The organism is Pseudomonas mangrovi (assembly GCF_003052585.1).
Lineage (GTDB): Bacteria > Pseudomonadota > Gammaproteobacteria > Pseudomonadales > Pseudomonadaceae > Aquipseudomonas > Aquipseudomonas mangrovi.
In genome coordinates this window covers 1-25,340 of sequence record NZ_QASN01000006.1, presented here as the reverse complement: position 1 = coordinate 25,340, position 25,340 = coordinate 1, and the positions used below count along the sequence as shown (strand labels likewise).

20 protein-coding genes and 1 pseudogene are annotated in these 25,340 nt (G+C 55.4%); 11 read left to right on the top strand and 10 right to left on the bottom strand.

The features are described from left to right. Positions 1–39 precede the first annotated feature (39 nt). Positions 40–630: a DNA-J related domain-containing protein gene (locus DBO85_RS03015; RefSeq protein WP_108105111.1), complete on the bottom strand. Its 591-nt coding sequence runs from the start codon at positions 628–630 to the stop codon at positions 40–42. A gap of 343 nt (positions 631–973) precedes the next feature. Here DBO85_RS03015 and DBO85_RS03010 point away from each other — a divergent pair. The 5 genes and pseudogenes from DBO85_RS03010 to DBO85_RS19005 form a co-directional block, all read left to right on the top strand. Continuing rightward, positions 974–1,102 (top strand): annotated as a pseudogene (locus tag DBO85_RS03010) (tRNA 2-thiocytidine(32) synthetase TtcA); the annotation flags it as partial. 203 nt (positions 1,103–1,305) lie between these two features. Next, complete coding sequence (locus DBO85_RS03005) at positions 1,306–2,505, top strand: site-specific integrase (protein ID WP_228846169.1); 1,200 nt, start codon at positions 1,306–1,308, stop codon at positions 2,503–2,505. Beyond that, positions 2,502–4,154, top strand: a complete 1,653-nt coding sequence (locus tag DBO85_RS03000; RefSeq protein WP_062832652.1) for a hypothetical protein — start codon at positions 2,502–2,504, stop codon at positions 4,152–4,154. The genes DBO85_RS03005 and DBO85_RS03000 overlap by 4 nt, the downstream gene beginning before the upstream one ends. After that, positions 4,117–6,444: a hypothetical protein gene (locus tag DBO85_RS02995; protein ID WP_062832653.1), complete on the top strand. Its 2,328-nt coding sequence runs from the start codon at positions 4,117–4,119 to the stop codon at positions 6,442–6,444. The genes DBO85_RS03000 and DBO85_RS02995 overlap by 38 nt, the downstream gene beginning before the upstream one ends. A 1-nt stretch (position 6,445) precedes the next feature. Beyond that, positions 6,446–6,856, top strand: coding sequence for a hypothetical protein (locus DBO85_RS19005; RefSeq protein WP_052649197.1), 411 nt, complete (start codon positions 6,446–6,448; stop codon positions 6,854–6,856). Positions 6,857–6,959: 103 nt separating this feature from the next. Here the strand turns inward: DBO85_RS19005 and DBO85_RS02990 are convergent, their stop codons facing one another. From DBO85_RS02990 to DBO85_RS02975, 4 genes are all read right to left on the bottom strand, one after another. Beyond that, positions 6,960–8,168 carry a GIY-YIG nuclease family protein gene (locus DBO85_RS02990; protein ID WP_023082699.1) on the bottom strand — a complete coding sequence of 403 codons (1,209 nt, stop codon included), beginning with the start codon at positions 8,166–8,168 and terminating at the stop codon, positions 6,960–6,962. After that, the gene (locus DBO85_RS02985; RefSeq protein WP_177429728.1) at positions 8,161–10,272 is read right to left on the bottom strand and encodes a DEAD/DEAH box helicase; all 2,112 of its coding nucleotides are present in this window, start codon (positions 10,270–10,272) and stop codon (positions 8,161–8,163) included. Before DBO85_RS02985 ends, DBO85_RS02990 begins: the two co-directional genes overlap by 8 nt. A gap of 117 nt (positions 10,273–10,389) precedes the next feature. Then, positions 10,390–13,167, bottom strand: a complete 2,778-nt coding sequence (locus DBO85_RS02980) for a class I SAM-dependent DNA methyltransferase (RefSeq protein WP_062832655.1) — start codon at positions 13,165–13,167, stop codon at positions 10,390–10,392. Positions 13,168–13,538: 371 nt separating this feature from the next. Then, entirely contained in the window at positions 13,539–13,760 is a 222-nt protein-coding gene (locus tag DBO85_RS02975; RefSeq protein WP_041106964.1) for a helix-turn-helix domain-containing protein, read from the bottom strand. A 104-nt stretch (positions 13,761–13,864) separates the two neighbouring features. On the opposite strand from DBO85_RS02975, the gene DBO85_RS02970 reads away from it, so the two are divergent. The 4 genes from DBO85_RS02970 (at position 13,865) to DBO85_RS02955 (ending at position 16,829) form a co-directional block, all read left to right on the top strand. Further along, positions 13,865–14,452, top strand: coding sequence for a hypothetical protein (locus DBO85_RS02970; RefSeq protein WP_062832656.1), 588 nt, complete (start codon positions 13,865–13,867; stop codon positions 14,450–14,452). Continuing rightward, positions 14,449–15,849, top strand: coding sequence for a DEAD/DEAH box helicase (locus DBO85_RS02965; protein WP_062832657.1), 1,401 nt, complete (start codon positions 14,449–14,451; stop codon positions 15,847–15,849). Before DBO85_RS02970 ends, DBO85_RS02965 begins: the two co-directional genes overlap by 4 nt. Positions 15,850–15,915: 66 nt before the next feature. Continuing rightward, positions 15,916–16,179 carry a BPSL0761 family protein gene (locus DBO85_RS02960; RefSeq protein WP_062832658.1) on the top strand — a complete coding sequence of 88 codons (264 nt, stop codon included), beginning with the start codon at positions 15,916–15,918 and terminating at the stop codon, positions 16,177–16,179. A gap of 14 nt (positions 16,180–16,193) precedes the next feature. Continuing rightward, positions 16,194–16,829 (top strand): AbiEi antitoxin N-terminal domain-containing protein, encoded by a 636-nt coding sequence (locus DBO85_RS02955; protein ID WP_079767685.1) that lies wholly within the window; start codon positions 16,194–16,196, stop codon positions 16,827–16,829. Positions 16,830–16,892: 63 nt separating this feature from the next. Here DBO85_RS02955 and DBO85_RS02950 read toward each other — a convergent pair whose 3' ends face one another. Beyond that, entirely contained in the window at positions 16,893–18,047 is a 1,155-nt protein-coding gene (locus DBO85_RS02950; protein ID WP_062832659.1) for a helix-turn-helix domain-containing protein, read from the bottom strand. 6 nt (positions 18,048–18,053) lie between these two features. After that, a complete protein-coding gene (locus tag DBO85_RS02945; protein ID WP_045428535.1) occupies positions 18,054–18,704 on the bottom strand; it encodes a hypothetical protein in 651 nt (216 codons plus the stop codon). A gap of 333 nt (positions 18,705–19,037) precedes the next feature. On the opposite strand from DBO85_RS02945, the gene DBO85_RS02940 reads away from it, so the two are divergent. Both DBO85_RS02940 and DBO85_RS19375 read left to right on the top strand, forming a co-directional pair. Beyond that, the gene (locus DBO85_RS02940) at positions 19,038–19,271 is read left to right on the top strand and encodes a hypothetical protein (RefSeq protein WP_031653269.1); all 234 of its coding nucleotides are present in this window, start codon (positions 19,038–19,040) and stop codon (positions 19,269–19,271) included. A 166-nt stretch (positions 19,272–19,437) separates the two neighbouring features. Continuing rightward, positions 19,438–19,719, top strand: a complete 282-nt coding sequence (locus tag DBO85_RS19375) for a hypothetical protein (protein ID WP_041106953.1) — start codon at positions 19,438–19,440, stop codon at positions 19,717–19,719. 522 nt (positions 19,720–20,241) lie between these two features. Here DBO85_RS19375 and DBO85_RS02925 read toward each other — a convergent pair. From DBO85_RS02925 to DBO85_RS02915, 3 genes are read right to left on the bottom strand one after another with little or no spacing between them, the layout of a single operon-like run. Further along, positions 20,242–21,519: a Y-family DNA polymerase gene (locus DBO85_RS02925; RefSeq protein WP_045428530.1), complete on the bottom strand. Its 1,278-nt coding sequence runs from the start codon at positions 21,517–21,519 to the stop codon at positions 20,242–20,244. Positions 21,520–21,571: 52 nt separating this feature from the next. Further along, positions 21,572–24,490 (bottom strand): Tn3-like element ISPa38 family transposase, encoded by a 2,919-nt coding sequence (locus DBO85_RS02920; RefSeq protein WP_049339758.1) that lies wholly within the window; start codon positions 24,488–24,490, stop codon positions 21,572–21,574. 24 nt (positions 24,491–24,514) lie between these two features. After that, complete coding sequence (locus DBO85_RS02915; protein WP_001389365.1) at positions 24,515–25,279, bottom strand: IS6-like element IS6100 family transposase; 765 nt, start codon at positions 25,277–25,279, stop codon at positions 24,515–24,517. Between the last annotated feature and the right edge of the window lie 61 nt (positions 25,280–25,340).

Here is a 25,340-nt window from a genome sequence, read left to right as displayed (position 1 = left end):
CGCGCCGGTTCTGGCTTAGAGCAAATTGCTCTTGGCAAGCTAGCGGTAATAGCGTTGCAGTATTTCCATGGCCAGATTGATCGACTTCAGGCGTTCGGTGCTGCCGCCCCGGTCGGGGTGATGCAGGCCGACCAGTTGGCGATAGCGTTGCTTGATTCGAGCGGCGGTGACCGGTACGTCTTCCTCCATCTCGAACAACTCCAGGGCGGAGCGTTTCTCGTCGCCGCCCTGCATGCGCGTCCAGAAGCTGCTGAGCAGACGGGCGACGTCGGCGTCGCCGGTTTCGCGCAGCTGATTCAGATCGAGGTAGTAGTCACGCAGCGGATCCTGTTCGGCCAAGGCGTACTCGCCCTCGGTGTAGGGCAGCAGGCAGATGCACATGGGGTCGATCTGCAGATGCCCGCTGGCGTCGTGCCAGAGTCTGTCGCGCAGGCGGTAGAGCGCGTTGAACAGCAGGAAGTGGCTGCGAAACAGCACCAGACGATCGCTCAACGGCAGCGATGGCAGATGGCTGCAGCGACCTTCGCGCAGCGTCTGCAGCAGCCGGTACTCGCTGACACCGCCGGGCACTTCCTGGAGCAGGCCATACAATTGGTCGGCGAGGTCGAGTGCTGGGTCTAGATCAGGCATGCGAGTCCTGGCTGTGGTGGGCAGTCGATCGGATCTTAGAGCGCTGACCGGGAAAAAGCAGGGCGCTCGTTCCGAGTGATGACGGGCAGTTGCTGCCGGCTGCCGCTGCGATGCTCATTGAGTGCGACAGCGTATGGGTCGCCTGCGGAAAACAACATGCACGCCGCTGTCAGTCCGCTGGCTGGATGTTGGCTGTGCTGTGGCGCCGCTTACAGCTGAGGCTTTCGCGGAATGTCGAGGTACATCCGGTCGGGATTTCCCGGATGAGTTGCCATGGGCTGCGACAGCAGCTGCTTTGCGCGTAAAATGCGCGCCTTTCGCATCTTCCGGACTTTCGCGCGCCATGGGCACCCTCTCGGTCAATCAGAACAAGCTGCAGAAACGCATTCGCCGCCTGGCCGGTGAAGCGGTCACCGATTTCAACATGATCGAGGACGGTGACAAGGTGATGGTCTGCCTGTCCGGCGGCAAGTTATAACCAAAAAAATATTTGTAAAGCCTATAAACCTGTAGACATTGCCTGTAAGCCCCGCCTTCCGTCGCTTTTCCTTTCCTCTCGTTTGACAGAACTCATTTGTGGACTAGTTTGTAACTAAATCGGTTATTGGACTAGCTTTTTTGTCAATCATGAAAGTCAAACGATACCAATTCAATTCGTTGCCCTTCGTGTCGATAGTGGACGAAGCGGATTGCCCTATTGATCCGTATGTTTCCTGCTACCTCAATGGTGCTTTATCTGCTAAATCGGCCAATACGAGATTTAGGTACGCAAATGAACTGCTGTTCGTGCTGCAGTACTTTTCGGAAAAAAATATTGACCTACCCGAACGAGTTGCGTCGGGCATTTTTATCTCCCAGATGGAGTACGTGCAGTTCTATGACAGATGCTGCTTAAGTAAGGGTTCTGGTGATGAAGGTATAAATATAAGATTTCTAGATATAAATGATAAACATCTAAGGAACATCATTGTTGCCAATCAGAAAGGGATGGCAAAGGTCGCTAGCGAAACCTTGCAAGGTCGCATCAGACGACTTCGACAATTTCTTTTATGGTTGTTCGATGAGTTTCACGAAGTGCAAGATGCTGACGAAAAAACAAAAAATAAATTTAATGGGCTTATTGCAAAAATTAGGTTAGATGAAGATGCCCTTGGCAAGAATGGAGGGCAACATGTTGGCGATCCTGAGGAATCGGTGATCCCGGATGACGTTTTCGTAAAGTTTTTAGAGATGGTGATGCCGTCCTCTCCTAATAATCCCTTTAAAGCATCTAGGGTGAGGAATTACTTGATCGTCAATTTGCTAGTCCTAAGCGGCATCAGAAGAGGTGCGCTGGCAAAATTGAAGATTTCTGACTGTCTATTTCATGGCACTAACGATCAGCTAGCTATTTATCGATCTGCAAATGATCCAACAGATCTGCGCTCTGAAAAACCCAATCAAAAGACAAAAGCACACTTCGCCTCGGTTGATCCAGGTTTTTTGGAGAAGGTTAAGTTCTATATTGACAACGTTCGTATTGCCTTTCCTCGTGCGCAATTCCATGACTTCGTGTTTGTCAGCGAAAATGACTCTAAAGGCACTGCGGGTCAGCCTCTTTCTTTAAAGGCAATAAATGCAATATTTCAAAAGCTCTCTAGGTCGCTGGGCTTTCATGTCCATCCTCATTTGTTGCGCCACAAATGGAATGAAATTTTTGATAAGAAAGGGGAGTCGCTTGGGGTCAATCCGGCTTTGCTTGAGGATGCTAGAAAATATGCCATGGGCTGGTCGCAAAATACGACTCAGAACAGACGATATAATGAAAAGCGAATTGCGCTGAAGACGAGAGAGATATCAATGGCGCATCAAAAAAGAGTGGATCCGCAAAAATGACTCGCGAGAAGAGGCGGGAAGTTTTTAAGTCTCTGACTAATGAAGGCTCATGGATTACGGCCAAATCTGGCCTGATGGTGAATACCTCGGAGGATGTATGGATATTACTGCCGAATAATGGAAAAGGAAAACGGTTGTGCGTTGACTGGGTTCATTCGTCTAACATGCCAGATGATGATAAAAAATTAATTCTGAGTGTATTTGTGGACTACGTTCGAACCAAGGCTGCGAGTACGGCGTCAGGTATCGTTTGCAATGTAAAGCCATTTATGTTGAATGGCATTCCGTCCTTAGCCAGAGTTAAATCTATATGGAGTGGGCTGCAGACAAACAATAAGAAGGGGCTCAATCAGTTCTTTGGGACGCTCTCTAGGCAAGGTAATACACGGTATGAAGAATATCACAAGTATACGCGGACACATTTGGACAAGGGTAAAGACAATGCTCTTGATCCTTCCATTGGGGCACTAAGCGATATTGAGTTTGACTCGTTAGCCAGGCAGATCAATGAAAATATACAAGAGTTCGACTGGGGCGCCAGTCGGGATCTTTTGTTTTTTCAGTCGCCGAGGCTATATGCGCGGCTCAGAAATATAGTCACTAACAAGTTGTTGCTCTCCATCGTAAGGCGGCCAATTCAAATTGCGCTATTGAAATGGTCTGATTTGATCCCCTCGGGTGCGAGTTTTCGCGACGCGGGAATTCTTCCTGTGGACGAAATCGGCACGGTAGGGGGGCAAACATTGCAGCTTAGAGTGTTCATAGTTAAGTCTAAGGGCGCACAATTCTCAAGGGAGCGGCCCGAGCGCTATCCAATACATCTTTCCGAATATATCTCAGGGGTTCTTATAGACTATAAACGGGTGGTATTGGAAGGGCTCAGACTAGTGATGGACTCAGCAGAGATTCAAGTGGATCAATCTGAACTCTTGAGCCTCATGAATGATATGCCTATGTTTCCAGCGGTTGATTTTTTTGAAGTGCGATTTGACTCTTTAGATTTGTTCAAAAGCATGTTTACGCCAAAGTCTACTGCCTACCACATATCGGAGACTGCAGTTGCACACGCCATGAGATGGGTTCCGGTTGCCTCTGATCGAACTGTCGAATGTATGGCTACTTCCAATAGAATTCGTCACACCGTATTAACTCGCGGTGCTCAAAATGGTCTGCCCGCCGTTCAATTGGCCAAGATGACAGGTGTCACCGTGCCGGCTGCAAGGCATTACATAGATTTGGATTATGTATCTAGGAGAGAGATTGACACAAAGTATATCGGAAATGAGTTTCTAAAGAAGGCTTTTAGCCATACCTTAACTGTCGTTCCGGAAGGCGATGAGGTCATTGTCGACAATAAGTTCAACCCTGTTGGTGGGGCACTCAACAAGCATTCCTGCGCGACCTGTTCAACTGTTTTAGGGAGACCATTGGGGTGTTATGGGTGCCCAAACTTTCGTCCGATGCTAGAAGCTGATCACAGGTCGGTATTGGCTGATGCAGAGGGCAAGCTTGCTGCAAACCGCAACTCCCTAGTTAGTCCTATTTACGCCCGAAGTATTGAAAAACTGGAGAGACAGATTGTTTGGGTGAAGCAGACAATAATGGTTTGCGATGAAGAACTCGCAAGGCAGCGCACAATCAATGCTTAACAAATACCTTGGCCGATTGGAGCGGCTCATCAACGAATATCGCGAAGCCGAGCTAGCGCAATTTGAAGGACATGGCGGCAAGAAGGCGAAGTTTGATGATTTGGTCTGGTATCACGTGGACCCCAATACTGGCCGCCGAACCAGATTCTTGTGTGGTGTACATGGGCGTAAGGGCAAAGGCAACGCCGGCAACCATCCCATATACGCCCTTCCTTACCCCTATGACCACCTGATAAAAGTGTGGATCATAGAAACAACGAACACACCACTTTCCGTCAACGAGAAAAAAACTCGGACGTCGGTAGCTAGGAAATTGTTGTCACTCATGGATGGTGATCTCTATGAGCAATCAGAGTGCACAATCACCAGTCTTAATTTGGGGGCGCGTTCAGCTGACCGCTTGCGGCCGTTTCTCGCGTTCTGCGCTGAAAAGGGGGTGATGCGAAAGGTCAACCTGAAGGGCAGCGACAGCAGAGACAGGACGGGACATGCCACGTTTGACAATACGCTGGAGAAACTTCCAGATATCCAAGCAGTGCTTGCGCTAGCCGACATCTTCTCTACTGTATTTGAGTATGTGGATGAACATGGCTCGCTGCGCCCTGGTAAAGAGATAAAAATCCATGATGCCTTAGTAGTGACTTTTGGAACGCTGTCGCTGGCGTCGCCTAATCGAACTTCTGCGGAAATACCTGTTCTTCCTAAACAAAGACTGCATTGTTACTCTGAAAGCAATGGAGAGCCAGTTTATTACCTCGACTGGATTGGAAGTAAAGGCTACGGGAACAACAAGAACCACATACTTGCGGTGCTCGCTGATCCGATAAAGAAAGCCATGAACTTCTTTTACAAAGCATGCGAGCCAGCGAGAATTCTATGTCGATTCTACGAGAACCCGGACCAAAGCTTGAAAGCGTTGCTTGGTGGGTTCGAGATAGCGCCAGAACTAAAGAGGAATTTAAATTTAGCCCAGCGGCCCAATCTTTTCACATTGGGTTATGCATTAGGGTTCTATGGGGCTAATGATTGCGTTCCGATCCTTAAGGAAGGAGTTGATCTGACTTCCACCTATAAAAGTCAAAGAGGCCATTTTTTCGAAAAAAAACCGATTTATTCATTGCGGCCTAAAGATCAGTTGTCCGTGTCGCAAACAAGAAGTGCAGCTTTAGCAGGATTACCCCACTTGTTCGGGTACGCCAATATGCCAAAAGTTTTTTCCGATAAGTCTGTCGTTTCGGTTGAAGAAGTGCAGGAGTGGTGGATTGCTTTCTATAGGACATCAATTTTGCCGGAATTTCCACTCTCATTTTCAAGCGGAGAATCAAGTATCAAGCTTAAGGATGCCATGTTCTGCTTCTTGGGGAGTTGGCTTTATGGTGCGCCCGAGAGTGTCGGAAGTGGTGGGAAAGTTTTTCAAAAGACAAACTATGCGGTGGTGCCATTAGCGTCGCTAGGCGCCTCGGTTCTTACTCGACTGGTCGGCCAGGGGCGCTACACGACATCGATTTTTCAGGATTACGGATTTTCGTCAGAATTAATTCTGCGACCGCATAGTCTGCGGCACTTATCTAACACCCTTGCTGATTTAAGTAGCATTCCAGTTGAAATTATCACTGCTTGGTCTGGCAGAAAGAATCCCGAGCAAACCCATACTTATATTCATACGACTCACGACGAGAAAGCCAGTCGTGTGAGTGCGATATTGAATTCGCCAGATATCGACAGGCGGGATATTCGAGTCGTTTCCCAAAATCAACTTACACAAACCACCAACCTGCCGGCATCTGTCACCTCCACCGGTCTTTGTACTCAAAATCTTAATGTAACGCCTTGCAATTATTTGAACGATTTCGTCTCGCAGTGCTTCATGTGTCCGGAGACTTGTCACATAGCAGGCGATGTGAAGACAATCGAGTTTTTTGAGAAAGATTTATCGTTTCAAACTTTGAGATTAGAATCGGTAGCGTGTGATCCACGCTTACCAAACTCCCAGGCGATGAGGCAGTGGTATCTAATTCACTCGCGAAATACCCATATTCTATCCATGCTGAATGATTTGATGAAAAGTAAGCCTGTCGGAACGATGATTCGTTACTCAAATAAAAATTCTGAGTTCAGTTTGACCGATCTAAATACCAAGATCATTACAAAGGTCGCGTGTGCCCTACCGGATTTTGAGGCTCGCCTGAAGGGTATTATTGAAGATAAGACTGCCAGAACAGCATCTGATGCTAATCCCGAGTTGCGCTCTCTTTTATCCTCTTTCGGTCTGTCTGAAGGGGAGGTGTGATGTGGTAGTACCAAAAATATCAGCTCAGCAACAGCGTAAAATTGAGATTATGTTAGCTAAGTGGGTAGGTAAGCTGACTTGGGACGCGCTGGTCGCTAAGGTAGAGCTTGAGCTTGGCATAAAAACAACTAGACAAACCCTATGCACTTATGTCGGTATCAATACATATTATAAGAATAAAAAAGCTCAACTTCGTGGCGCAACTCCTTCCCTGCTCACAAAGATAACTGCTTCTGAAGTAAAGCTTGTGGAGCAAATAGAGCACTTGAAGGCTGAGGTTGCGGTTCTCAAAAGAAATAATGCAGAGCAACTGCGTATGATTGAGAGGATGCTTTTGAACGCCAATGCCATTCCCAACCTTGATCTCTATGCCTTGATCAAGAAAAGACCTGAAGAGATACAAAATGGCTAATCATTCGTACACCTCCTCGACTATGCCGTATTGGGCACACGCTTGGTGTGCAATCCAAGGGGGCATCCAGGAGAGAAGACTTGCTTTCTCCCGGATATGACCATCACGCTTTAATTGCCCCTTCGCTGACTAGGCGAGCTGTTTGCGGGTCATACGCAAAACCGGTAATCGACCCATCTCGAATGCGCTCAACCGCCTCATCAATCACATGCAGCGGCACCAGAAACCACTCCCTAGGTTTGACCGGATGGCCGAAGCGGTCTTCGATGGTCAAGTCCAGCTGCGCCGCGCCGAACAGGCGGTGGAAGATGTTTTCCAGCCGGGTGCGGTTCAGGTTGTGCAGCTTGTAAGTAGCGACCACCTCCACATCAGCCAGCAGGTAGGTGGCGTCTTTGTCTGCGCCTGCGATGCGGGTTTCCACTCGGCCTCCGGTTACGCCGATCTTGTGGATCAGCTCGCGGTGCTCGGCCACGAAGGGGTGGTTAGACTGGCTGCGCAGCACATAGATAGTGCCGCTTTCTATGTCGTCCGGCTCGGCGATGTCGCTGAACAGTGGGCCTGAGTCGACCTTGATCAGCCGAGATCCGGCACGCCCCTCACTGTCCTTGTAAAGCGCCCGCTGTAGGGATCGTAGCAACAGATCACTTTCCGTCTCATTGGAGTAGATGACGCGCAAACGCCCGTTCGTCTCCGCATTCGGCGTTTTGTAGGTGTCCCCGACTTCGGCGACGTAGGCAATGAGCCCGCTCAGAATGAAGAAGTCTCCAGCCTCAATGCTGGCGTTCTTGCCAAAAGGCTTGGTCACCCAGCGCTTTTGCTTGAGGCCTACTTCCACTTCATCAAACAGCGGCTTGAAATTCTCGAAGTCTTTACAGGGGTTCCGAGCGGCCATCTCTTCAGCCGCTTTTATTGCCGCACTGGAACGCACATGCCTCAGTACCGTTATGTCGTCCTGCTCGACGGACTCACTACCGATGCCCAGCTCGGCGAGCAAGGCGTCCTCATCCAGGTCATCCACATTAGTCGTGGTGACCGCAGTACCTGACAGTAGGCCGTGAGTATCCAGACCGGCCAGTAGGGTTTGTGCCTCTGGCAGTTTGCGCAGTTGATCCAGGCGCACGGCATACAAGCGCTCAAAAATGTCGCGGTCTTCGCCATGCAGCGGAGCGCGGCCGTGGGTCTGATAGAAGCGCTGAATGTCCTCGAAACCAGCGATGATGCGCTCTTCGCGAGGAGTTCGAGTGGCTGTCTTGAGCGTGGGGACTTCTACCCCCAGCGCCTCCAGCAGGTCGTCATCGTTCATATCAGCCATTGGCGGATTCCCCCTGCGCCGCTTTGGCTTGGGCGCGGTAGCGTGCCAATGCTGCTACGCCTTCAGCCAAGCGTTTTTCCCAGGCATCGGCAGAGTTGATGTCGGGCAGGCGGCCGCGCTCGTTCTTGAACTGCAGGGCACGCTTGGCCAGCTCTCGCGCCTCATCTTCGGGGATGCTCACCTTCTTGGCGGCAATGCTGGCCTGAACCTGGCGCAGAGACTTTTCATCCATTGCCTTCGCCAGTACCGCATAGGCGGCATCGAAGGGGTTGATGCGGTCGATCAGGTCAATGTCCAGCTCGCGCACGTTAACGAATTTGCGCACGCCATCAAGCAGTGCTGTGCTGCCCTGCACGTTGTCGCTACCGTTTGCATCTGCCTGCGCCAGAGCCAACTTGGCCTGCTGGGTAATGTTCATGGCGGCGATGGCGTGCTGGCGGATGGCTTCCTGGTCGACGTCGCTCAAATCGGGGTACCGCTCGCGCACGATCTTGCCCATGCGCAGTTGAGTCAGCTCTTCCGGCAGGGTGTTCTCCTTATCGAACAGGCCGCGCTCCAGCACGGTTTTGTCCTGCAGGAAGCTGGTCACTACTTCGTTCAAGTCTTCTTTGCAGATGCGCGTGGCTTCTGTGCTTTGCGGCGTGGTCAGGCCGTTAATCTCGACATGGAACTGGCCCGTGGTTTCATTCACACCCAGGTTGGTGCCGCCCGGTTGATACCCCTCCGGGCCATAATTGAAGCCTTCTTTCGGCCCGGTATCTTTCGGGGTGAACTCATAGCGCGGGGCGAGCACCTGTTCCATCAGCAGGCTGGCAGAAATGGCCTTGAGCATATCGTTTACCGCTTCGGCTACAGCTGCTTGATCAGCCATTGGCTCTGCGATCAGGTTGGTGAAGCGTGAGCGCTCTTTACCTTCTGCATCGCGGGTGGCACGGCCAATGATCTGCACGATTTCGGTCAGGCTCGAACGGTAGCCGATGGTCAGCGCATGCTCGCACCAGATCCAGTCAAAGCCCTCCTTCGCCATGCCCAGAGCGATGATCACATCGACGTTGTCGCGGTTGTTTTTCTGCGCCGGGTCTTTCAATGCGCCGAGCACTTTGGAGCGTTTGCCTGGGTCGCTGTCATCCACCAGGTCGGCCACTTTCAGCGTGCGGCCGTCCTTGGCTTTGATCAGGTGAAAGCCGGTGGTCGGGTCTACACCTTGCCAATCGCCGAGCGCGCTCATGATCTCGTTGACCTCGCGCTCTTTGTCCTTGAGGCTCTCGCGGGCATTTACGTTTGGAATGTGGACGATGGTTTTCAGTGCCGGGTCCAGCACCTTGGCGACCGCATCCACGTACCGGCCGGTGTAGAAGAAGTAGCCAATATCCAGCGACTTGAGCCAGCGGTAGCCGTTGAGCTGCTCGTAGTAGGTGTAGGTGACTGTCTCAAATTTGTTCTCTTCCGACGGGGCCAGCACGGCCTCGCTGTCACCACGGAAGTAGGAGCCGGTCATGGCAACCAGATGCACCTTGTCGCGGTTGATAAACGCGCTCAGTTGGCTACCCAATTTGTTGTCCGGGTTGGCGGAAACGTGGTGGAACTCGTCGATGGCAATCAGGCGGTTGTCGAAGGCGTCAATGCCCAACTCTTCCACGGCAAAGCGGAAGGTGGCATGGGTGCAGACCAGCACCTTGTCGCTGCTGTTCAGGAAGGCGCGCACTGCATCTACCTTGGACTTGGCCACACGCGGCTCATCGATGCCTGGGGCATTGCACAGGTTCCACTGTGGGGCTACTTGCCAGTCCCAGTAGAAGCCATGTTGGCTCAGAGGCTCATCGGCAAAGCTGCCGCCAATGGAACGTTCCGGCACTACGACTATGGCCTGCTGCAGTCCCTGGTTGTGGAGCTTGTCCAGAGCGATAAACATCAGGGCGCGGGACTTGCCTGATGCCGGTGGCGATTTGATCAGCAGATACTGTTCGCCGCGCTTGGTATAGGCGCGTTCCTGCATGGTACGCATGCCCAGCTCATTGGCCTTGCTGGATGCCCCAGTATGCGCGGTAGCAATGGATACCGACGGCACTGTGTAGCTGTTGGTCGGGTTGGTAGTGTTAGTCACTGTGATTCTTCCTCCATGAGAGTGCCGTCGCCTGGGCATTTCGGATGCGGGCTTTGAGATCACCTAACCACTCGCCGTAGCTTTCGGGGGGCGTGGTCAGGCTAGCAGGGGTATTGCTCATGCCTTTTTCCCTCGTGGCTTTTTCGGCGCCACCTTCGATGTATCTGCTGTCATCTTGGTGTAGAGGTCAAACAGCTTTTCCAGTCGTTCGGTATCGTTTCTAAAACGCCGACCGATGTAGATGCGCTCCAACACTTCATCGTTGCGCTCGTGGGCGTGGCGCAGGTTGTCAGGCATAGCTTCTGGATCGTACAAGTCGGCAATGGTGGCGGGGAAATGGGCTTCGCGAGCCAGCAGGATGTCCTCGGCGCAACGGGTCAGATCGGCCTTGTTCTGTTCGGTGAGCAGTGGAACTGGGAAGGTGTTCCAGCCTAGGGTATTAGAGTATCGGTAGTCTGTTCGTAGCCTAACGCAAACCGTTGCAATCCATTGCTGGTGCAATCGGCTTGCAACTAGTGCTAAGCACCAGATCGGGGCCTCATAAATGACTGCAGCTGTATCAGCTACGACCGTGCCTCCATCGACAAAACCGCAAGGCAAATAAGGCCTGTTCTCTGAAGTGACACGAGGAACAATCAGGGCTACGCCATCTTTATGGGGTGTATAGACAAAGCGGTGTGGTGTATTTGCGTTGTCATTTGACTGTTTACCCTTACTGGCACTACGCACCTTTCTGACTAGATCAAAGCGCATTTTGATAGGCGGGATTAACTCAGCTAACTGCAACGTTTCGGATTCAATCCATAAGCAATGACGCGCAGTCGATCGAACAAATTCTTGTGAGCCCATGTAACGCCGGATAAGGGGAGATGCTTCCGGATACTCTTGGAGGATGTTCTGGATTTCTTCCTTGCCCTCAAAGATCAGGTTTCCGCCATCTGATGGTTTGTTGCCGTAGTCCATGGTTGGTAAGTCATCAGGACGTCGTGGGCGTTTTTCCACGATGACATTGGGCATGCCAATTAGGTAGGGCCCAATATTGCTGACCTCTTTAAGGGTATCCCCGTCGAACAGTCGTTGAAATTGCCTTCTTCTTTTGGAAACGCCAACAATGACACATGTCACACCAGCTTTATCTTTTGCCAAGTTCCCCCATGTAAATGGCCGGTGGGCAAAGAATATTGACAGTCCTCGATCCAGAATTAGCGGCCATAACATAGCCACCTGAATGCCTTGGCAAATTGTTTTCGTCGCTACTAGCGCAAAGTCTGCGTCTTGCTCAGCGCAGTACTGAGCAGCCTTTAAATACCAGGCTGCCACATAGTCAAGATCCTTGTAGCTCTTGGTTTCTTTAGAGAAAACGGCATCCATGTCGCTCTGTTGGGCTTCATCGCGCCACTGACTTCCAAGATATGGGGGGTTGCCGCAGATATACGTCTCACCACCTTCGTTGGCGAAATCGATTTCCGTCTGGTTGAGTGGCGTTCCGAACAAGTCATCGGCCACCACTTTTACCCCTGTCCCGGTTGGTGGGCAGATGCTTAGCCAATCCAGCCGAAGCGCGTTGCCGCACACAATCCAGTTTTGCGTGTCCAGCGGTAAAAACTCTGCCAGTGCATCCTGCTGGCCGCGATACAGCACGTCGCACTGAAACTCGGCGATGATTAGCGCCAAGCGGGCAATCTCTGCCGGAAAATCGCGTAATTCAATGCCTCGGAAGTTGGTCAGCGGTATTTCCGACTTATTGTGAGCCTCGCCCCGCCGACGATTGATTTCTGCCTCGATCTCGCGCATCTGCTTGTAGGCGATAACCAAGAAGTTGCCGGAGCCGCAGGCCGGATCAAATACGCGAATATGTGCCAAACGCTTGCGTAGGTTGAGCAGCTTGGCTTTATTGTCACCGGCTGCTTCCAGTTGCGCTCGCAGATCATCCAGAAACAGCGGATTCAGCACCTTGAGGATATTGGGCACGCTGGTGTAGTGCATTCCCAGTGCGCCACGTTCTTCATCATCGGCAACTGCCTGGATCATGCTACCGAAAATATCTGGATTGATTTTTTTCCAGTTCAGGTTACCTGCGTGCAGCAAATATGTGCGAGCCATACGCGTAAAGCGTGGCACCTCGGTGCTGCCTGAGAACAGACCACCATTCACATAGGGAAAGCTATTGGCCCAACCAGGAAGCCGAGGCTGTGTGATGGTGCGCTCGGCGTCCTTGATGTTCATTGCGCGGAAAATTTCCGACAGCACCTGATGGGTATTGGAGCCGTCGCGCTCGCTGTAACGCTCCATAGTGCGTGTGAACAGGCTTTCGCCTCTGAATATGTCGGTGTCTTCGGCAAAGAAGCAGAATACCAAGCGCGCCATAAAGTGGTTCATGTCAGCGCGGCGTTCGGCTTTGGCCCAGTCCGGATTCTCGTTAAGCAGCTCGACGTAAAGCTTGTTTAGGCGGCTGGTGGCGCGCACGTCGATGGGGTTGTCCTTGATCTCCTTGATGGTGGAGATGCCGGCCAGCGGCAGCAGGAAACCGAAATGGTTGGGAAAGTCCGGGTAGTCGCAGGTGATGGTTTCACCCGTGATCAGCTCTTCGGCCTCCAGCGTTTGCCCGTCGGTGGCAAGGATGAACTTGGCCTTGGCTTTTGTGGTGGCCGAGCTGGTGCGCAGCGCCTTGAGCGTTTCGCCCACGGTGCCGGGCTCGCAGGCGGCGATATGAATGTTATTGCGCAGTAGTACGCCGCCGGGTACGTCCGAAGCGTTGTTGTTGCCAGCGCGTAGACGCTTGATCTCTGCGTCTTTTCTGCCAAATGCAGCCATGAAGGAGAACGGGAATTCTGCCGCGTCAAAGGGCTCAAGAGCCAGGTCCGATATGGCGGACTCAATTTCTACTGCATTCATGGTTTACCACTGTCCAGATCGCTGATGCGCGAAGGCGGCGACTTTGGCCGCAAAAATTTTGGGTAATGGCTACATCCCCTGGCCGGCACATGTTGCTCTGTCGGCTTGGCGTCAGCATCGGCAACTCAGCTCTGTTCAGCAGAATTGGCGTATGCCTAATGCCATCGGCGGCGACAGCCGAGCGCCCTGAGCCAGTGACCGGGAAATCAACCACTACACGATGCCGGGGGATGATAAAGGAAGGCGCTTCTTTAATGCGAAAAAGCCGCAGACCTCCAAGTGTTGTCTGCAGTTGCAGGGGCCATCCGAGAGCGAAGTTCGGCCCGGACTGGTCAGGCCTTCTTGAACACCGCTCTCGATCAGATGCGGAGCTACAGCTCTGACAACTGAGGCAGAAGGCAGGATGGATCGCAAGCGAGCTCGCTTGCAATGCGATAGAGCTTCTCGACGGTGATGTTTACTTCGCCACGCTCGATTCGCCCCATATAGCTACGGTCCATACTGCAGGCCAGCGCTAGAGCATCCTGAGAAATCCGACAGGCCTTTCTCTGCGTCCGGATGCGTTCCCCTAACGCCTTCGCCAACTTATCCATGACCGTCTCAATTCCAGTTGAGGCGGCACTATCGTGTGTTTGCGGACGTAGGAGCCACGGATTATAATCCGCATTTCCTCTGCGTTAACTCTTCTGGTGCCTCAATGAAATCGGCCTCGTTTACCTTCGACAGGCGTCTGTATGAGCTGCTTCAGGAGGAAGGGCGTTCAAGGTTCACGACGCGTGAACTGCGTGATGCCTATGCCAAGCGCCTGGATGGCATGACTTTCCGTATCGGTGATGTGCGCCGCTATGTGTATGAGCAGATCCGCCGAATGCTGCGCATGGGTTGGGTTGTGCTCGATGAAGAGCGCCGTTCGCGGGGACAGGTCTACCACTTGCAGCCGATTCCGGCACATCTGCAATTGGAGCTGATCGACAACGGGTTCGAGAACAGCCATAAGACTGCTTGTGAGCCAGAGCAGGAGCCGTCAGCGTTCGATAATGCGGCGGTGCCGCAACCATCAGTCGATGCGGATCAGCACCTGGAGGCGCTCCTCAAGGAAATCAGGCTGGACTTCCTCGCATCGATGGGCGAGGCGGAGCGATACAAGCTGCTCCTCGATGATATGCCGCATCTCCGGGATAAGGTCGAAGGCGAGTACCTAGAAGCTAGAGACCGAAGCTCGCGCCTGCTGGGCCATCTTCGCGCCATCGAGAAGACACTCAAGACGCTTGCCTCCGCACGATGACCACACTGCTGCGAAACTGGCAACGCCGCTGCATCGACGCGGCACTGGAGCACTTTACTGCCACGCCGCACTTCTTCTGCCAGGCAACGCCGGGTGCCGGTAAGACGCGTATGGCGGCAGAGCTGGCCAGCAGGCTGCTTGAGCAGGACCGGATCGATCTGGTGCTCTGCTTCGCACCATCCTGCCAAGTTGTCGAGGGCTTTCGCTCGTCCTTTGCTGCGGTGCTCGGCAGACGCTTGGATGGCCAACTCGGCGCAGTTGGGGCAGCGTTCACCTATCAAGCCATGGAATACCGAGATGAGGCGTTCTGGCGACTCCTCGATGACTACCGTGTATTCGCGGTTTTTGACGAGATCCACCACTGCGCCGGCCACGATGTACTCCTGAGCAACACCTGGGGCCAACAGATTCTTCAGCGGGTACAGGACAGGGCCACCTTCACCCTGGCCCTCTCCGGCACCCCATGGCGTTCGGACGATAGGGCCATTGCCCTGGCCCGCTACTCGACGCCCGAGGGGCACCTGATCTGCGACTACCGCTACGGATTGAAAGAGGCCATTGCTGATGGTGTGTGCCGCTCCCCTCGCATTGTCCTGCTCGACAACCAGAAGGTGAAACTTACCGAGGAGCTGGACACAGAGAGCACTGTCAGGATGTTTCCCAGCATTGCCAAACTATTGGGGGAGTCCCCTGTCACCTACGAAGAGCTGTTGCGTCATGACGAGGTGATTGATCAGTTACTCGGTCTCGGGTGCAGCAAGCTGGATGAGCTTCGCCTGATCAAGCCTGATGCGGCAGGCTTGGTGGTTGCCACCGACATCGAGCACGCCCAGCAAATTGCCTTAGCCCTGGAAACCCTGGGTGAAGGTTGCCGCATCGTGACCAACAAAACCCCGGCTGCGCAGCAGGTTATCAATGCGTTCAGACACAGCGCCTGCCGTTGGATTATCGCAGTTGGAATGATCAGCGAAGGCACGGACATTCCTCGACTCCAGGTGTGCTGCTACCTCAGTCGCATCCGCACTGAGCTGCATTACCGACAAGTGCTGGGGCGAGTGCTTCGGCGCACAGGCGAGCCCGATAATCAGGCGTGGCTGTTCATGTTAGCGGAGCCGACACTGCAGTGCTTGGCTGAGAGAATTGCAGATGATCTACCGGATGACCTGGCAGTGCTGAACGAGGTAGGGATGCCAGCCTCCACTTCAGGTTCAATATCTGGCTGGATTGGGGCTGCTGGCAATATCGATGTCGTGGATGACAGTAATGGAAGTGGCATTGCGCAGGTAATTGGGGCAGGTGCTACATGCACCTTATCCCTGGGGGGCTCTGCCGCTGAGCCAAACCATCTGGTCAGCTTTTCCAAGCACTACCGGCAACAGTTGCTGGCTTGCTTTTGATGCTTGTATGGAGGACAGAATTCAAGCGTCGGCAGACGTGCTTGACTGAATCAGGAGATAGCCGCATTGACCCTTCCTCACGAAAGAACCCGCAGCGTCATCAAGACCGAAGAGTTCCTGCGAGAACTCGCCCGTAACACTGAGCTGCCTCAGGATATCCGCAGCTATGCGAAAAGCCTGCTCAGGCACTACCCGTCGGCCGACCAGATACTCTCGTTGGGGCGCCTTGAAGAGTGCCTGTTGAGCGATGCACCGGATGATGAATATCGACGGCGGGTGATCGCTTTCCATCAGCCGCTGTTCAGCTCGTCATTGGACTTCACGCGATAGAAATGAGAGCCGCAATGTCCAGCACTGATTTTGCTCTGTCGGTATCCACCCGCATTGCGCAACGGGTCAAGCGCTTACCCAAAGGGCAACCCTTCTGCATCAGCCGCTTTGCGGAGCTTGGAGCGCGTGGCGCCATATCCAAGGCGGTAGCTCGGCTGGTCAGCCAAGGCGAACTTGAACGGGTGCATCGAGGAATTTACATGCGCCCGAAATCCAGTCGATACGTTGCACGGGTTCGCCCAAATGTATGGGAAGTAGTGAGCTTGATCGCTAGGCAGAACCGCCATGTTCTACAGATTCATGGCGCTCATGCGGTCAGGTTGTTTGGACTGAGCACCCAGATGCCGCTCATTCCGATCTATTACACCAGCGGACCCAGCCGATCATTTTTTATAGGTAAGGGTGAGGTCCGGTTGGTACATGCGGCACCAATGGTCATGCAGCGTGCCGGGACCGAGGTAGGGGCGGCTATCAGCGCACTATTTTATCTCGGTAAAGACGGCTCGACCCCGGAATGCATTGCCGCGATCAAGAAGGTGCTCAGGCCTGAAGACCTAACCACATTAATGGCCTGCAAAATGCCGAAATGGATGCGCATGGCGTTGGAGCAGTCAGCGCGCATACACACCGTCAACACGCTTGCTCCTTAACGCTCTGTCAGGCAGATTTCCGTTGCTGGCCGAGTCCGACCAAGCGACATCGGCGGCATCCCTTCACCCCTTGACCAAACGAAGATGGGCACCTGATTTCCCACCAGAGTCGGATGGGTTAGCGCTCTGCCCCTTCAACACGTTCAACATCAATCCGAACGTCAATTCATTGATCTCCTCAGGACTGATTGCCAGTTCTCCCGCGACGCCAGCTTTCCCAACCCCATCTGCACGTAACGCGGCGAAAATCTTCTCCAGGATCACTGACCGCTCATGAGCAATAGATTCCGGCTCTTCGGTGCGATAGCCCTCTTGAGCAATCTGAATACACAGCGTTCGGTAAGTCCACTCCGTGGAAAGCCCCAGGCTATGAAGCCGGTAATTTAAGGCTGCCACAGAAACGGACCAGAGCTTCTTGTATTTGATGAGGCTTTTGATAGTGATCGAACGTGGAGCCATTGCTAGAACGCTTGCACGTGGCATTAGAAAAGCCGACGCAAAGGCATTCGCCTCACGCTCTAAATCAGGTCCTTGTGGGTGGGCATGCTGGTGCATAACCAAATGTCCTAATTCATGAGCTGCGTCAAAGCGGCAACGCTCGGCCGACTTAAAGGTATTCAAGAACATAAATGGGCGGCCGCCACTCCACATCGAGAACGCGTCGACCTCCTTTGCATCAATTGCAAGTGAGTAGACACGAACGCCTTTCGACTCAAGAAGCGCAATCATGTTCTTAACCGGCTGCTCACCTAAACCCCAGTGTGCCCTCAGCATCTCCGCAGCGGCCTCTGGCGCTTGGGCACTGCGTGATAGTGCCAGCTTATCGAGCGCCTCAAAATTCGTCAGTGCAGCGCGTTCGGACCCCAGGTCCGGAAGATCTGGCTCTGGCAAATCGAAACGTTGCTCGATCCAGTCATTCAGCAGGAGCGCAATTGCGCCTGCACCGAGAGCTGAATCCCTAAGGCCAGCAGTCATCTTTGAGAGCGACCGGAAACTGGCAACATCCGGCGTTGGCACCTCAGGATCATCACCAAAGAAAAACGCTTCGGGGAACCGAAGCGTTTTAGCGATTTTTGCCAGGGTTCCAGGCTCAGGCTCCTGCGTGCCACTCTCGTAGCCGGAGACTGATCGCTCCGTTACTCCTATATGAGTGGCAAGCTCACGCTTTTTCATACCTCGCCGGCGACGGGCGAGCGCAAATCGTTGTGGATTAAACATGATCTATCACGAGCTTTTACGGCGAATTTCGATGTCGATATCCGGACCGCCTGGGGAGGTAACCTCAAAGAAATCATCATCAAGAGCAAGGGTGCCAAGCATGATGCGTTCAGACCAGAAATTGATCTTGCCGCCTTTACCCATTCCCGATGGACGTGAGAGCTCGATGCGGATTTCCTTCTTCACCGTGTCGGTGTGGTGGAGCAGGATCCAGGTCTCATGAGGGCCTGATTCAGGCAGCTCCTCCGGATCGGGCAGCAAGTCATCAAACATGTCGAACTGGCAGTTCCGCTCAACAGCATCAACTGTATTTTTACCCTTCCTGGATCGGCTGCTCGGCATCCCCAGCAGATTTCCAACATAGCTATCTCCCGATGCGACAGCAATCGCGAGATTGAGCGCCGAGTGAACGGTAAGAGGGTAGTTCGACTGTTCATGCGCGACCCACCCTAGTGGGCGCAGCTGATCGCGCACCGCTCCTACCAACCAGCCCCACATTTCAAGGCCGGGAAAAATGCTGGGATGGTTAGGAGTCAGGCGAACCCGCTGTAGGTGAGCTTGATTGATAGCCTCACGCAGTGGCTCGCGCTCCAGACTCAACTGTTCAAGACGGGCGGCGATTTCATCCTGATCACTGAATACCTGGCAAGCCTGCATCTGAGGACTCCTAACACAACGGTGACTTCCGGTTATTCTTCCTCAAATGAGGTAAAAAAACAAGAAGCACACGTCGCGGAGGGAGACCGAGAGGACGTTGCAGCATGCGTGTTGCCGCCTGTGCATTTTCCACCCACATGCCGGAATTTCATTGACCCAGTTTCGAGCACCAAGCGAGTTGTAGAATTTCGCTTTCAGACTGCTGGGTTAGGGCAGAATAGCGTCGGCACCTGGGTTAAAAATGCACTGGCGATAACATTTGATGTTTGCGGCAGTACCGCCTCCCGTTCCGGATTGGCACAGTAATAGACTTGATTCAAATTCGGAGGAAGCATGGGTATTTCGTATTACCTCGCATGTTTGGAGACCCGGCAATATGTCTGGGTTGGCAGGCTTGACCCACAGGGGGAGGTGCCGGCGGTGGACGTCGAAGGCTCCATCGCCATGTTCGCGCTGGAGAATCGGAACAAACCGTTGATCGTCGTTAGTGAAAGCCATCCGATCCTCGAAGAGGGAATGGAGTGGTCGCCGCCCGCAACGCAAGAAACGTGCAGCGGACAACCATGACGAACCACCGCCAACCGCATCTGTCGAAGACCTGCCATATCCACCGCCGGCATGGCACACCAGACCATGCTTGAGCTAACGCAGCGGGGCTGGAAAACTGGCAAAAGGCGCTCCGTTGCGCAGTGCCCTCGGTTACTCTTTTTAATACGAAGATGAGGTCTGCCCGGTGACAGAGAGCCATAAAGACACCATTTGCGATGTATGCGCTACCAGTACGAGGGTGCCGGGGTACGGCGAGCAGTTCGGGACGCTTCAGGCGCTCTGGGGCTATGGCGCAGGGCATGATGGCGAACGCTATCGAGTCAATCTATGCGAAAGCTGCTTTTTCGCGGCACTAGCGTTTTTGAAGCAGGAGCGCCGCACGCAGAATCTGTTCAGCGATGAGCAGCCCTGCGAGGAGCGCCCATTCGGACTAGTCGCCCGCGATGACTACTTTGGTGATTCGTAGCCATATCGCAGAGATGAGGTTATTGGCTCGCCAGCATCGAACTCAGGCCATGTCTGCACGACTTCTCGGTACAATGGCGTCACCGGCAATCGCTCTAGGGATCTCGCTTGACTGACGCAAAACTCACTGAAGTCGAGATGCGGCGCGCGCTTGGCCTAGACCTCGCGCCTTCGAAATCGAAGCAGCCCATACCCAAACAGCACTCTACCGTCACACTCGTTGAATTGAGCGTGCGTAAGAACGGTGGTTCGCCATTCCGCTTCGAGCACCGCTCCCGTTCCATCAGTACTCTCGCTGCCCAACTCGAGGCCGAGAAAACAGCACGGGAGAAAGGGTATGAGGTCTGGGTCGTGTTGGATATCAGGCAGGTTTCATCATAGAGCCGCAACAGCCGTCAGTCAGTCCACGCCTCGCTGATTGCTCTGGGGCAGTGAACGCTTGAGTCAACTAGATCGAGTCAGTTCGCACTCGGGCAGCTCTTGGCCGGCACCTGTCTCTTCCAGGGTAAGCCGCCTCAAGCCCTTACGTTACCGTCCATAACTGATCAATCCGCGTCGTATAGCTCGGGCTCATCATCTCCCGACGCATGCCCCAGTCCGGTTTCGCCGGCACCCCTGCAGGTCGCATCGTTCCACGCCCCCATCGTGCATTGATCGCATCCATCACCCCCATCACCCGCTCGGCAGCCATCGGCGGTGTCGCGACGAACAGGTCATCAGTGAACTCGCCACGCTGGCGCAGATCGAGCAACAGGATCTCCGCCTTACTGAATGCAAAGCCGGCCCGGAAGATCAGTTCCAGCCCCGCGGAGGCGGCTTTGGTTATCAGTCGGGTATCGTCGGTCGGATAGGGCAACTCACAGATAATGCCCTTGGTGAACTTCGGCTCGTCCGGGTTGAACATGCCAGTACGAATGCTGATCCGTACCTTCTTGCACAGGGAGTGCTGCGCGCGCAGCTTTTCACAAGCCCGAGCGGTGTAGGAGGCGACCGCTTCGCGGATCGGCGGCAGTTCATGTAAACGCTTGCCGAACATCCGGCTGCAGCAGATCTCTTGCTTCGGCGGTACTTGCTCCTCGAGCGCCAGGCAGGATGTGCCACGCAGCTCACGGGCCGTCTTCTCCACCACTACCGAGAACTTGCTGCGCAGTGTCCAGGCGTCAGCCTGGGCAAGATCCCAGGCAGTACGAATGTTCATGTCGGCCAGGTGGGCGGTCATCTGCCGGCCGATGCCCCAGACCTCGCTGACATCCATCACCTGCAGGAGCCTGTTGCGCTTTTCGGGCTTTCGGATGTCCACGACCCCACCGGTCTGCCGTTGCCATAGCTTCGCCGCACGATTGGCCAGCTTGGCCAAGGTCTTGGTCTGGGCAATGCCCACCCCCACCGGGATGCCAGTGCAGCGCAGCACCCGTGCACGCATCTCCCGCCCCAACCTCTCCAAACTGCCAGGCATACCGGTCAGGTCGGCGAACGCTTCATCAATGCTGTACACCTCAAGCACCGGAGCCATCCCCTCGAGAATGGTCATCACCCGCTGACTCATGTCGCCATAAAGCGCGTAGTTGCTGGAGAACGCAAAAATGCCGTGCTGCCGAAGCTTTTGCCTGATCTGAAAATACGGCTCACCCATCTTGATGCCCAGCGCCTTGGCCTCGGCCGAGCGGGCGATCACGCAGCCGTCGTTGTTCGACAGCACGACGATAGGCGTACGCAGCAGGTCCGGGCGAAACACCCGCTCGCAACTGGCGTAGAACGAGTTGCAGTCGATCAGGGCAATTGCCGACTCAGCCTGGGGCATGGCAGCGCACGCTGTGGGTGGGGTCGTCTCAGAAAACGGAAAATAAAGCACGCTAAGCCGGTTGCAGCGGCCGTAGCGGCCTGAACTTGCCCGCGCCGATCTTGGCGCTGCTGCGCCAGAGGTAATCGCCGGTCAGGTTGATGTGCTCCCAGCCGAGCGGCGACAGGTACTGCAACAGGCCGTCATCGACGGCTTGACCGTGGCCACGCAAGGCGTTCGCGGCCCGCTCCAGATAGACCGTGTTCCATAGCACGATGGCCGCCGTCACCAGGTTGAGGCCGCTGGCCCGGTAGCGCTGCTGCTCGAAGCTGCGGTCGCGGATTTCCCCCAGGCGGTTGAAGAACACGGCGCGGGCCAGCGCGTTGCGCGCCTCGCCTTTGTTCAGCCCGGCATGCACGCGGCGGCGCAGCTCGACGCTTTGCAGCCAGTCCAGGATGAACAGTGTGCGCTCGATGCGTCCCAGCTCACGCAGGGCGACGGCCAGGCCGTTCTGGCGCGGGTAGCTGCCAAGCTTCCTGAGCATCAGCGAGGCCGTCGCCGTGCCCTGCTTGATCGAGGTGGCCATCCGCAGGATTTCATCCCAATGGGCGCGGACGTGCTTGATGTTGAGCGTGCCGCCGATCATCGGTTTCAACGCCTCGTAGGTGGCATCGCCCTTCGGGATGTAGAGCTTGGTGTCGCCCAGGTCACGAATGCGCGGGGCGAAGCGGAAGCCCAGCAGGTGCATCAACGCGAAGACGTGGTCCGTGAACCCTGCCGTGTCGGTGTAGTGCTCCTCGATCCGCAGGTCGGATTCGTGATACAGCAGGCCGTCGAGCACGTAGGTCGAGTCGCGCACGCCGACGTTCACGACCTTGGTGTGGAACGGCGCGTACTGGTCGGAGATATGGGTGTAGAACGTCCGCCCTGGGCTGCTGCCGTATTTCGGATTGATGTGGCCGGTGCTCTCGGCCTTGCTGCCGGTGCGGAAGTTCTGGCCGTCCGACGATGACGTGGTGCCGTCGCCCCAATGCTCGGCGAAGGGATGTCGGAACTGCGCGTTGACCAGCTCGGCCAGTGCCGCCCCGTAGGTTTCGTCGCGGATGTGCCAGGCTTGCAGCCAGGCCAGCTTGGCGTAGGTCGTGCCGGGGCACGATTCCGCCATCTTGGTCAGGCCCAGGTTGATCGCGTCGGCGAGGATCGTGGTCAGCAACAGGTTTTTGTCCTTGGCCAGGTCGCCTGACTTCAGGTGGGCGAAGTGCCGGGTGAAGCCCGTCCATTCGTCTACCTCCAGCAGCAATTCGGTGATCTTGACGTGCGGTAGGATCATCGCCGTCTGGTCGATCAGGGCCTGTGCGGTATCGGGCACCGCCGCATCGAGCGGCGTGATCTTCAGGCCCGACTCCGTGATGATGGCGTCCGGCAGCTCGTTGGCCAGCGCCATGCGGTTGACGGTGGCGAGCTGCGTTTCCAGCAGCGTCAGCCGGTCATGCAGGTACTGGTCGCAATCGGTGGCCACGGCCAGCGGCAATTCGCTGGCCTGCTTGAGGCTGGCGAATTTCGCGGGCGGCACCAGGTAGTCCTCGAAGTCCTTGAACTGGCGCGAGCCTTGCACCCAGATGTCGCCGGAGCGCAGCGCGTTCTTCAGCTCCGACAGCGCGCACAGTTCGTAGTAGCGCCGGTCGATGCCGGTGTCGGTCATCACCAGCTTCTGCCAGCGCGGCTTGATGAACTCGGTCGGCGCGTCGGTGGGCACCTTGCGGGCGTTGTCGCTGTTCATGCTGCGCAGCACCTCGATGGCGTCGAGTACGTCCTTGGCGGCGGGCGCGGCCCGCAACTTGAGCACGTCGAGAAATTCCGGCGCGTAGCGGCGCAGCGTGGCGTAGCTCTCGCCGATGCGGTGCAGGAAATCGAAGTCCTCGGGTTGCGCGAGCCGCTGCGCTTCGGTGACGCTCTCGGCGAAAGCATCCCAGGACATGACGGCCTCGATGGCGGCGAACGGATCGCGGCCCGCTTGCTTGGCCTCGATCAGCGCCTGGCCGATGCGCCCGAACAGCCGCACCTTGGCATTGATCGCCTTGCCGGATGCCTGGAACTGCTGCTGATGCTTGTTCTTGGCGGCATTGAACAGCTTGCCCAGGATGCGGTCATGCAGGTCGATGATTTCGTCGGTGACGGTGGCCATGCCCTCGATGGCGAGCGCCACCAGGGTCGCGTAACGCCGCTGCGGCTCGAACTTCGCCAGGTCGGCGGGCGTCATCTGGCCGCCCTCGCGGGCGATCTTGAGCAGCCGGTTCTGGTGAACCAGCCGCTCGATGCCGGAGGGCAGGTCGAGCGCCTGCCACGCCTTGAGGCGTTCGATGTGTTCCAGCATGTGCCGCGAGTTCGGTTTGACCGGGGATTGCCGCAGCCAGGCCAGCCACGTCGTCTTGCCGTTGTCGCGGCGCTTGAGCAGATCGTCGAGGCGACGGCGATGCACGTCCGTCAGCGGCTCAGCCAAGGCGTCGTAGAGACGCCGGTTGGCGCGGGTAATCGCTTCGGCGCTCGCCCGCTCGACGGCGTTGAGGGCGGGCACAATGACCGACTGCCGCCGCAGGTGCTCGATCAAGGCTCTGGCCAGCACGATGCCCTTGTCGGTTTGCATGGCCAGCTCGGTCAGCAACTGGACAGCCTGCCGGTAGTGGCCAATCGTGAACGGCTGGAAGCCGAACACCGTTTGCAGCTCGACCAGGTGCTCGCGTCGGGTCTGCTCACGCTGCCCGTACTCGTCCCAGCTTTCGATGCCGACCTTGAGCTGGTTGGCGACCAGTCTCAGCAATGGCGGGAACGGTGGCTCATCAGCGCCAAGGATGACGCCGGGAAAGCGCAGGTAGCAGAGCTGCACCGCGAAGCCCAGCCGATTGGCCGGGCCGCGCCGCTGCCGGATGATGGAGAGGTCGCTTTCGCTGAACGTGTAGTGACGGGCTCTGTTGCAAAGATTGGCGGCAGTCAGAGGTAGGCTGTCGCTCTGCGCCGATCAGGCGGCTGCTGCGAAATGGTGGTTGAGCATGCCCATGGCCTCCGTCAGCGCCGAGGGCCCAATGCCAAAAGCTCTCTCCACAAGGCGCACCTCGCCCCTGATGCCGGGCTGCAGGCACCAGGGGCGAGCCTGTCCTTTGCGCAGGGCTCGCATGACTTCGAATCCCTTGATCGTGGCATAGGCCGTGGGGATCGATTTGAAACCGCGCACCGGCTTGATCAGTATCTTGAGCTTTCCGTGATCGGCCTCGATCACGTTATTGAGATACTTCACCTGCCGGTGGGCCGTCTCCCGGTCCAGCTTTCCTTCGCGCTTCAATTCGGTGATCGCTGCACCATAGCTCGGCGCTTTGTCGGTATTGAGCGTGGCAGGCTTTTCCCAGTGCTTCAGGCCTCGCAGGGCCTTGCCCAGGAACCGCTTCGCTGCCTTGGCGCTGCGGGTCGGCGACAGGTAGAAATCGATCGTGTCGCCCCGCTTGTCGACTGCCCGGTACAGGTAGGTCCACTTGCCCCGCACCTTGACGTAGGTTTCATCCAGGCGCCAGCTCGGATCAAAGCCACGCCGCCAGAACCAGCGCAGCCGCTTCTCCATCTCCGGGGCGTAGCACTGGACCCAGCGATAGATCGTCGTATGGTCGACCGAAATGCCGCGTTCCGCCAGCATTTCCTCAAGGTCGCGATAGCTGATCGGATAGCGACAATACCAGCGCACCGCCCACAGGATCACATCACCCTGGAAATGGCGCCACTTGAAATCCGTCATCGTTCCGTCCGTCCAATCTCCGCCAAGCATGCTCAAGCTTCACGATTTTTGCAACAGAGCC

Bases quoted from the DNA above. Each gene is read 5' to 3' on its own strand.
- DBO85_RS03015 (WP_108105111.1), bottom strand. From the start codon at position 630: ATGCCTGATCTAGACCCAGCACTCGACCTCGCCGACCAATTGTATGGC.
- DBO85_RS02940 (WP_031653269.1), top strand. From the start codon at position 19,038: ATGGGTATTTCGTATTACCTCGCATGTTTGGAGACCCGGCAATATGTC.
- DBO85_RS02980 (WP_062832655.1), bottom strand. From the start codon at position 13,167: ATGAATGCAGTAGAAATTGAGTCCGCCATATCGGACCTGGCTCTTGAG.
- DBO85_RS02970 (WP_062832656.1), top strand. From the start codon at position 13,865: ATGAAATCGGCCTCGTTTACCTTCGACAGGCGTCTGTATGAGCTGCTT.
- DBO85_RS02925 (WP_045428530.1), bottom strand. From the start codon at position 21,519: ATGCCCCAGGCTGAGTCGGCAATTGCCCTGATCGACTGCAACTCGTTC.
- DBO85_RS02975 (WP_041106964.1), bottom strand. From the start codon at position 13,760: ATGGATAAGTTGGCGAAGGCGTTAGGGGAACGCATCCGGACGCAGAGA.
- DBO85_RS03000 (WP_062832652.1), top strand. From the start codon at position 2,502: ATGACTCGCGAGAAGAGGCGGGAAGTTTTTAAGTCTCTGACTAATGAA.
- DBO85_RS02990 (WP_023082699.1), bottom strand. From the start codon at position 8,168: ATGGCTGATATGAACGATGACGACCTGCTGGAGGCGCTGGGGGTAGAA.
- DBO85_RS02965 (WP_062832657.1), top strand. From the start codon at position 14,449: ATGACCACACTGCTGCGAAACTGGCAACGCCGCTGCATCGACGCGGCA.
- DBO85_RS02955 (WP_079767685.1), top strand. From the start codon at position 16,194: ATGTCCAGCACTGATTTTGCTCTGTCGGTATCCACCCGCATTGCGCAA.
- DBO85_RS02945 (WP_045428535.1), bottom strand. From the start codon at position 18,704: ATGCAGGCTTGCCAGGTATTCAGTGATCAGGATGAAATCGCCGCCCGT.
- DBO85_RS02995 (WP_062832653.1), top strand. From the start codon at position 4,117: ATGAAGAACTCGCAAGGCAGCGCACAATCAATGCTTAACAAATACCTT.
- DBO85_RS02950 (WP_062832659.1), bottom strand. From the start codon at position 18,047: ATGTTTAATCCACAACGATTTGCGCTCGCCCGTCGCCGGCGAGGTATG.
- DBO85_RS02915 (WP_001389365.1), bottom strand. From the start codon at position 25,279: ATGACGGATTTCAAGTGGCGCCATTTCCAGGGTGATGTGATCCTGTGG.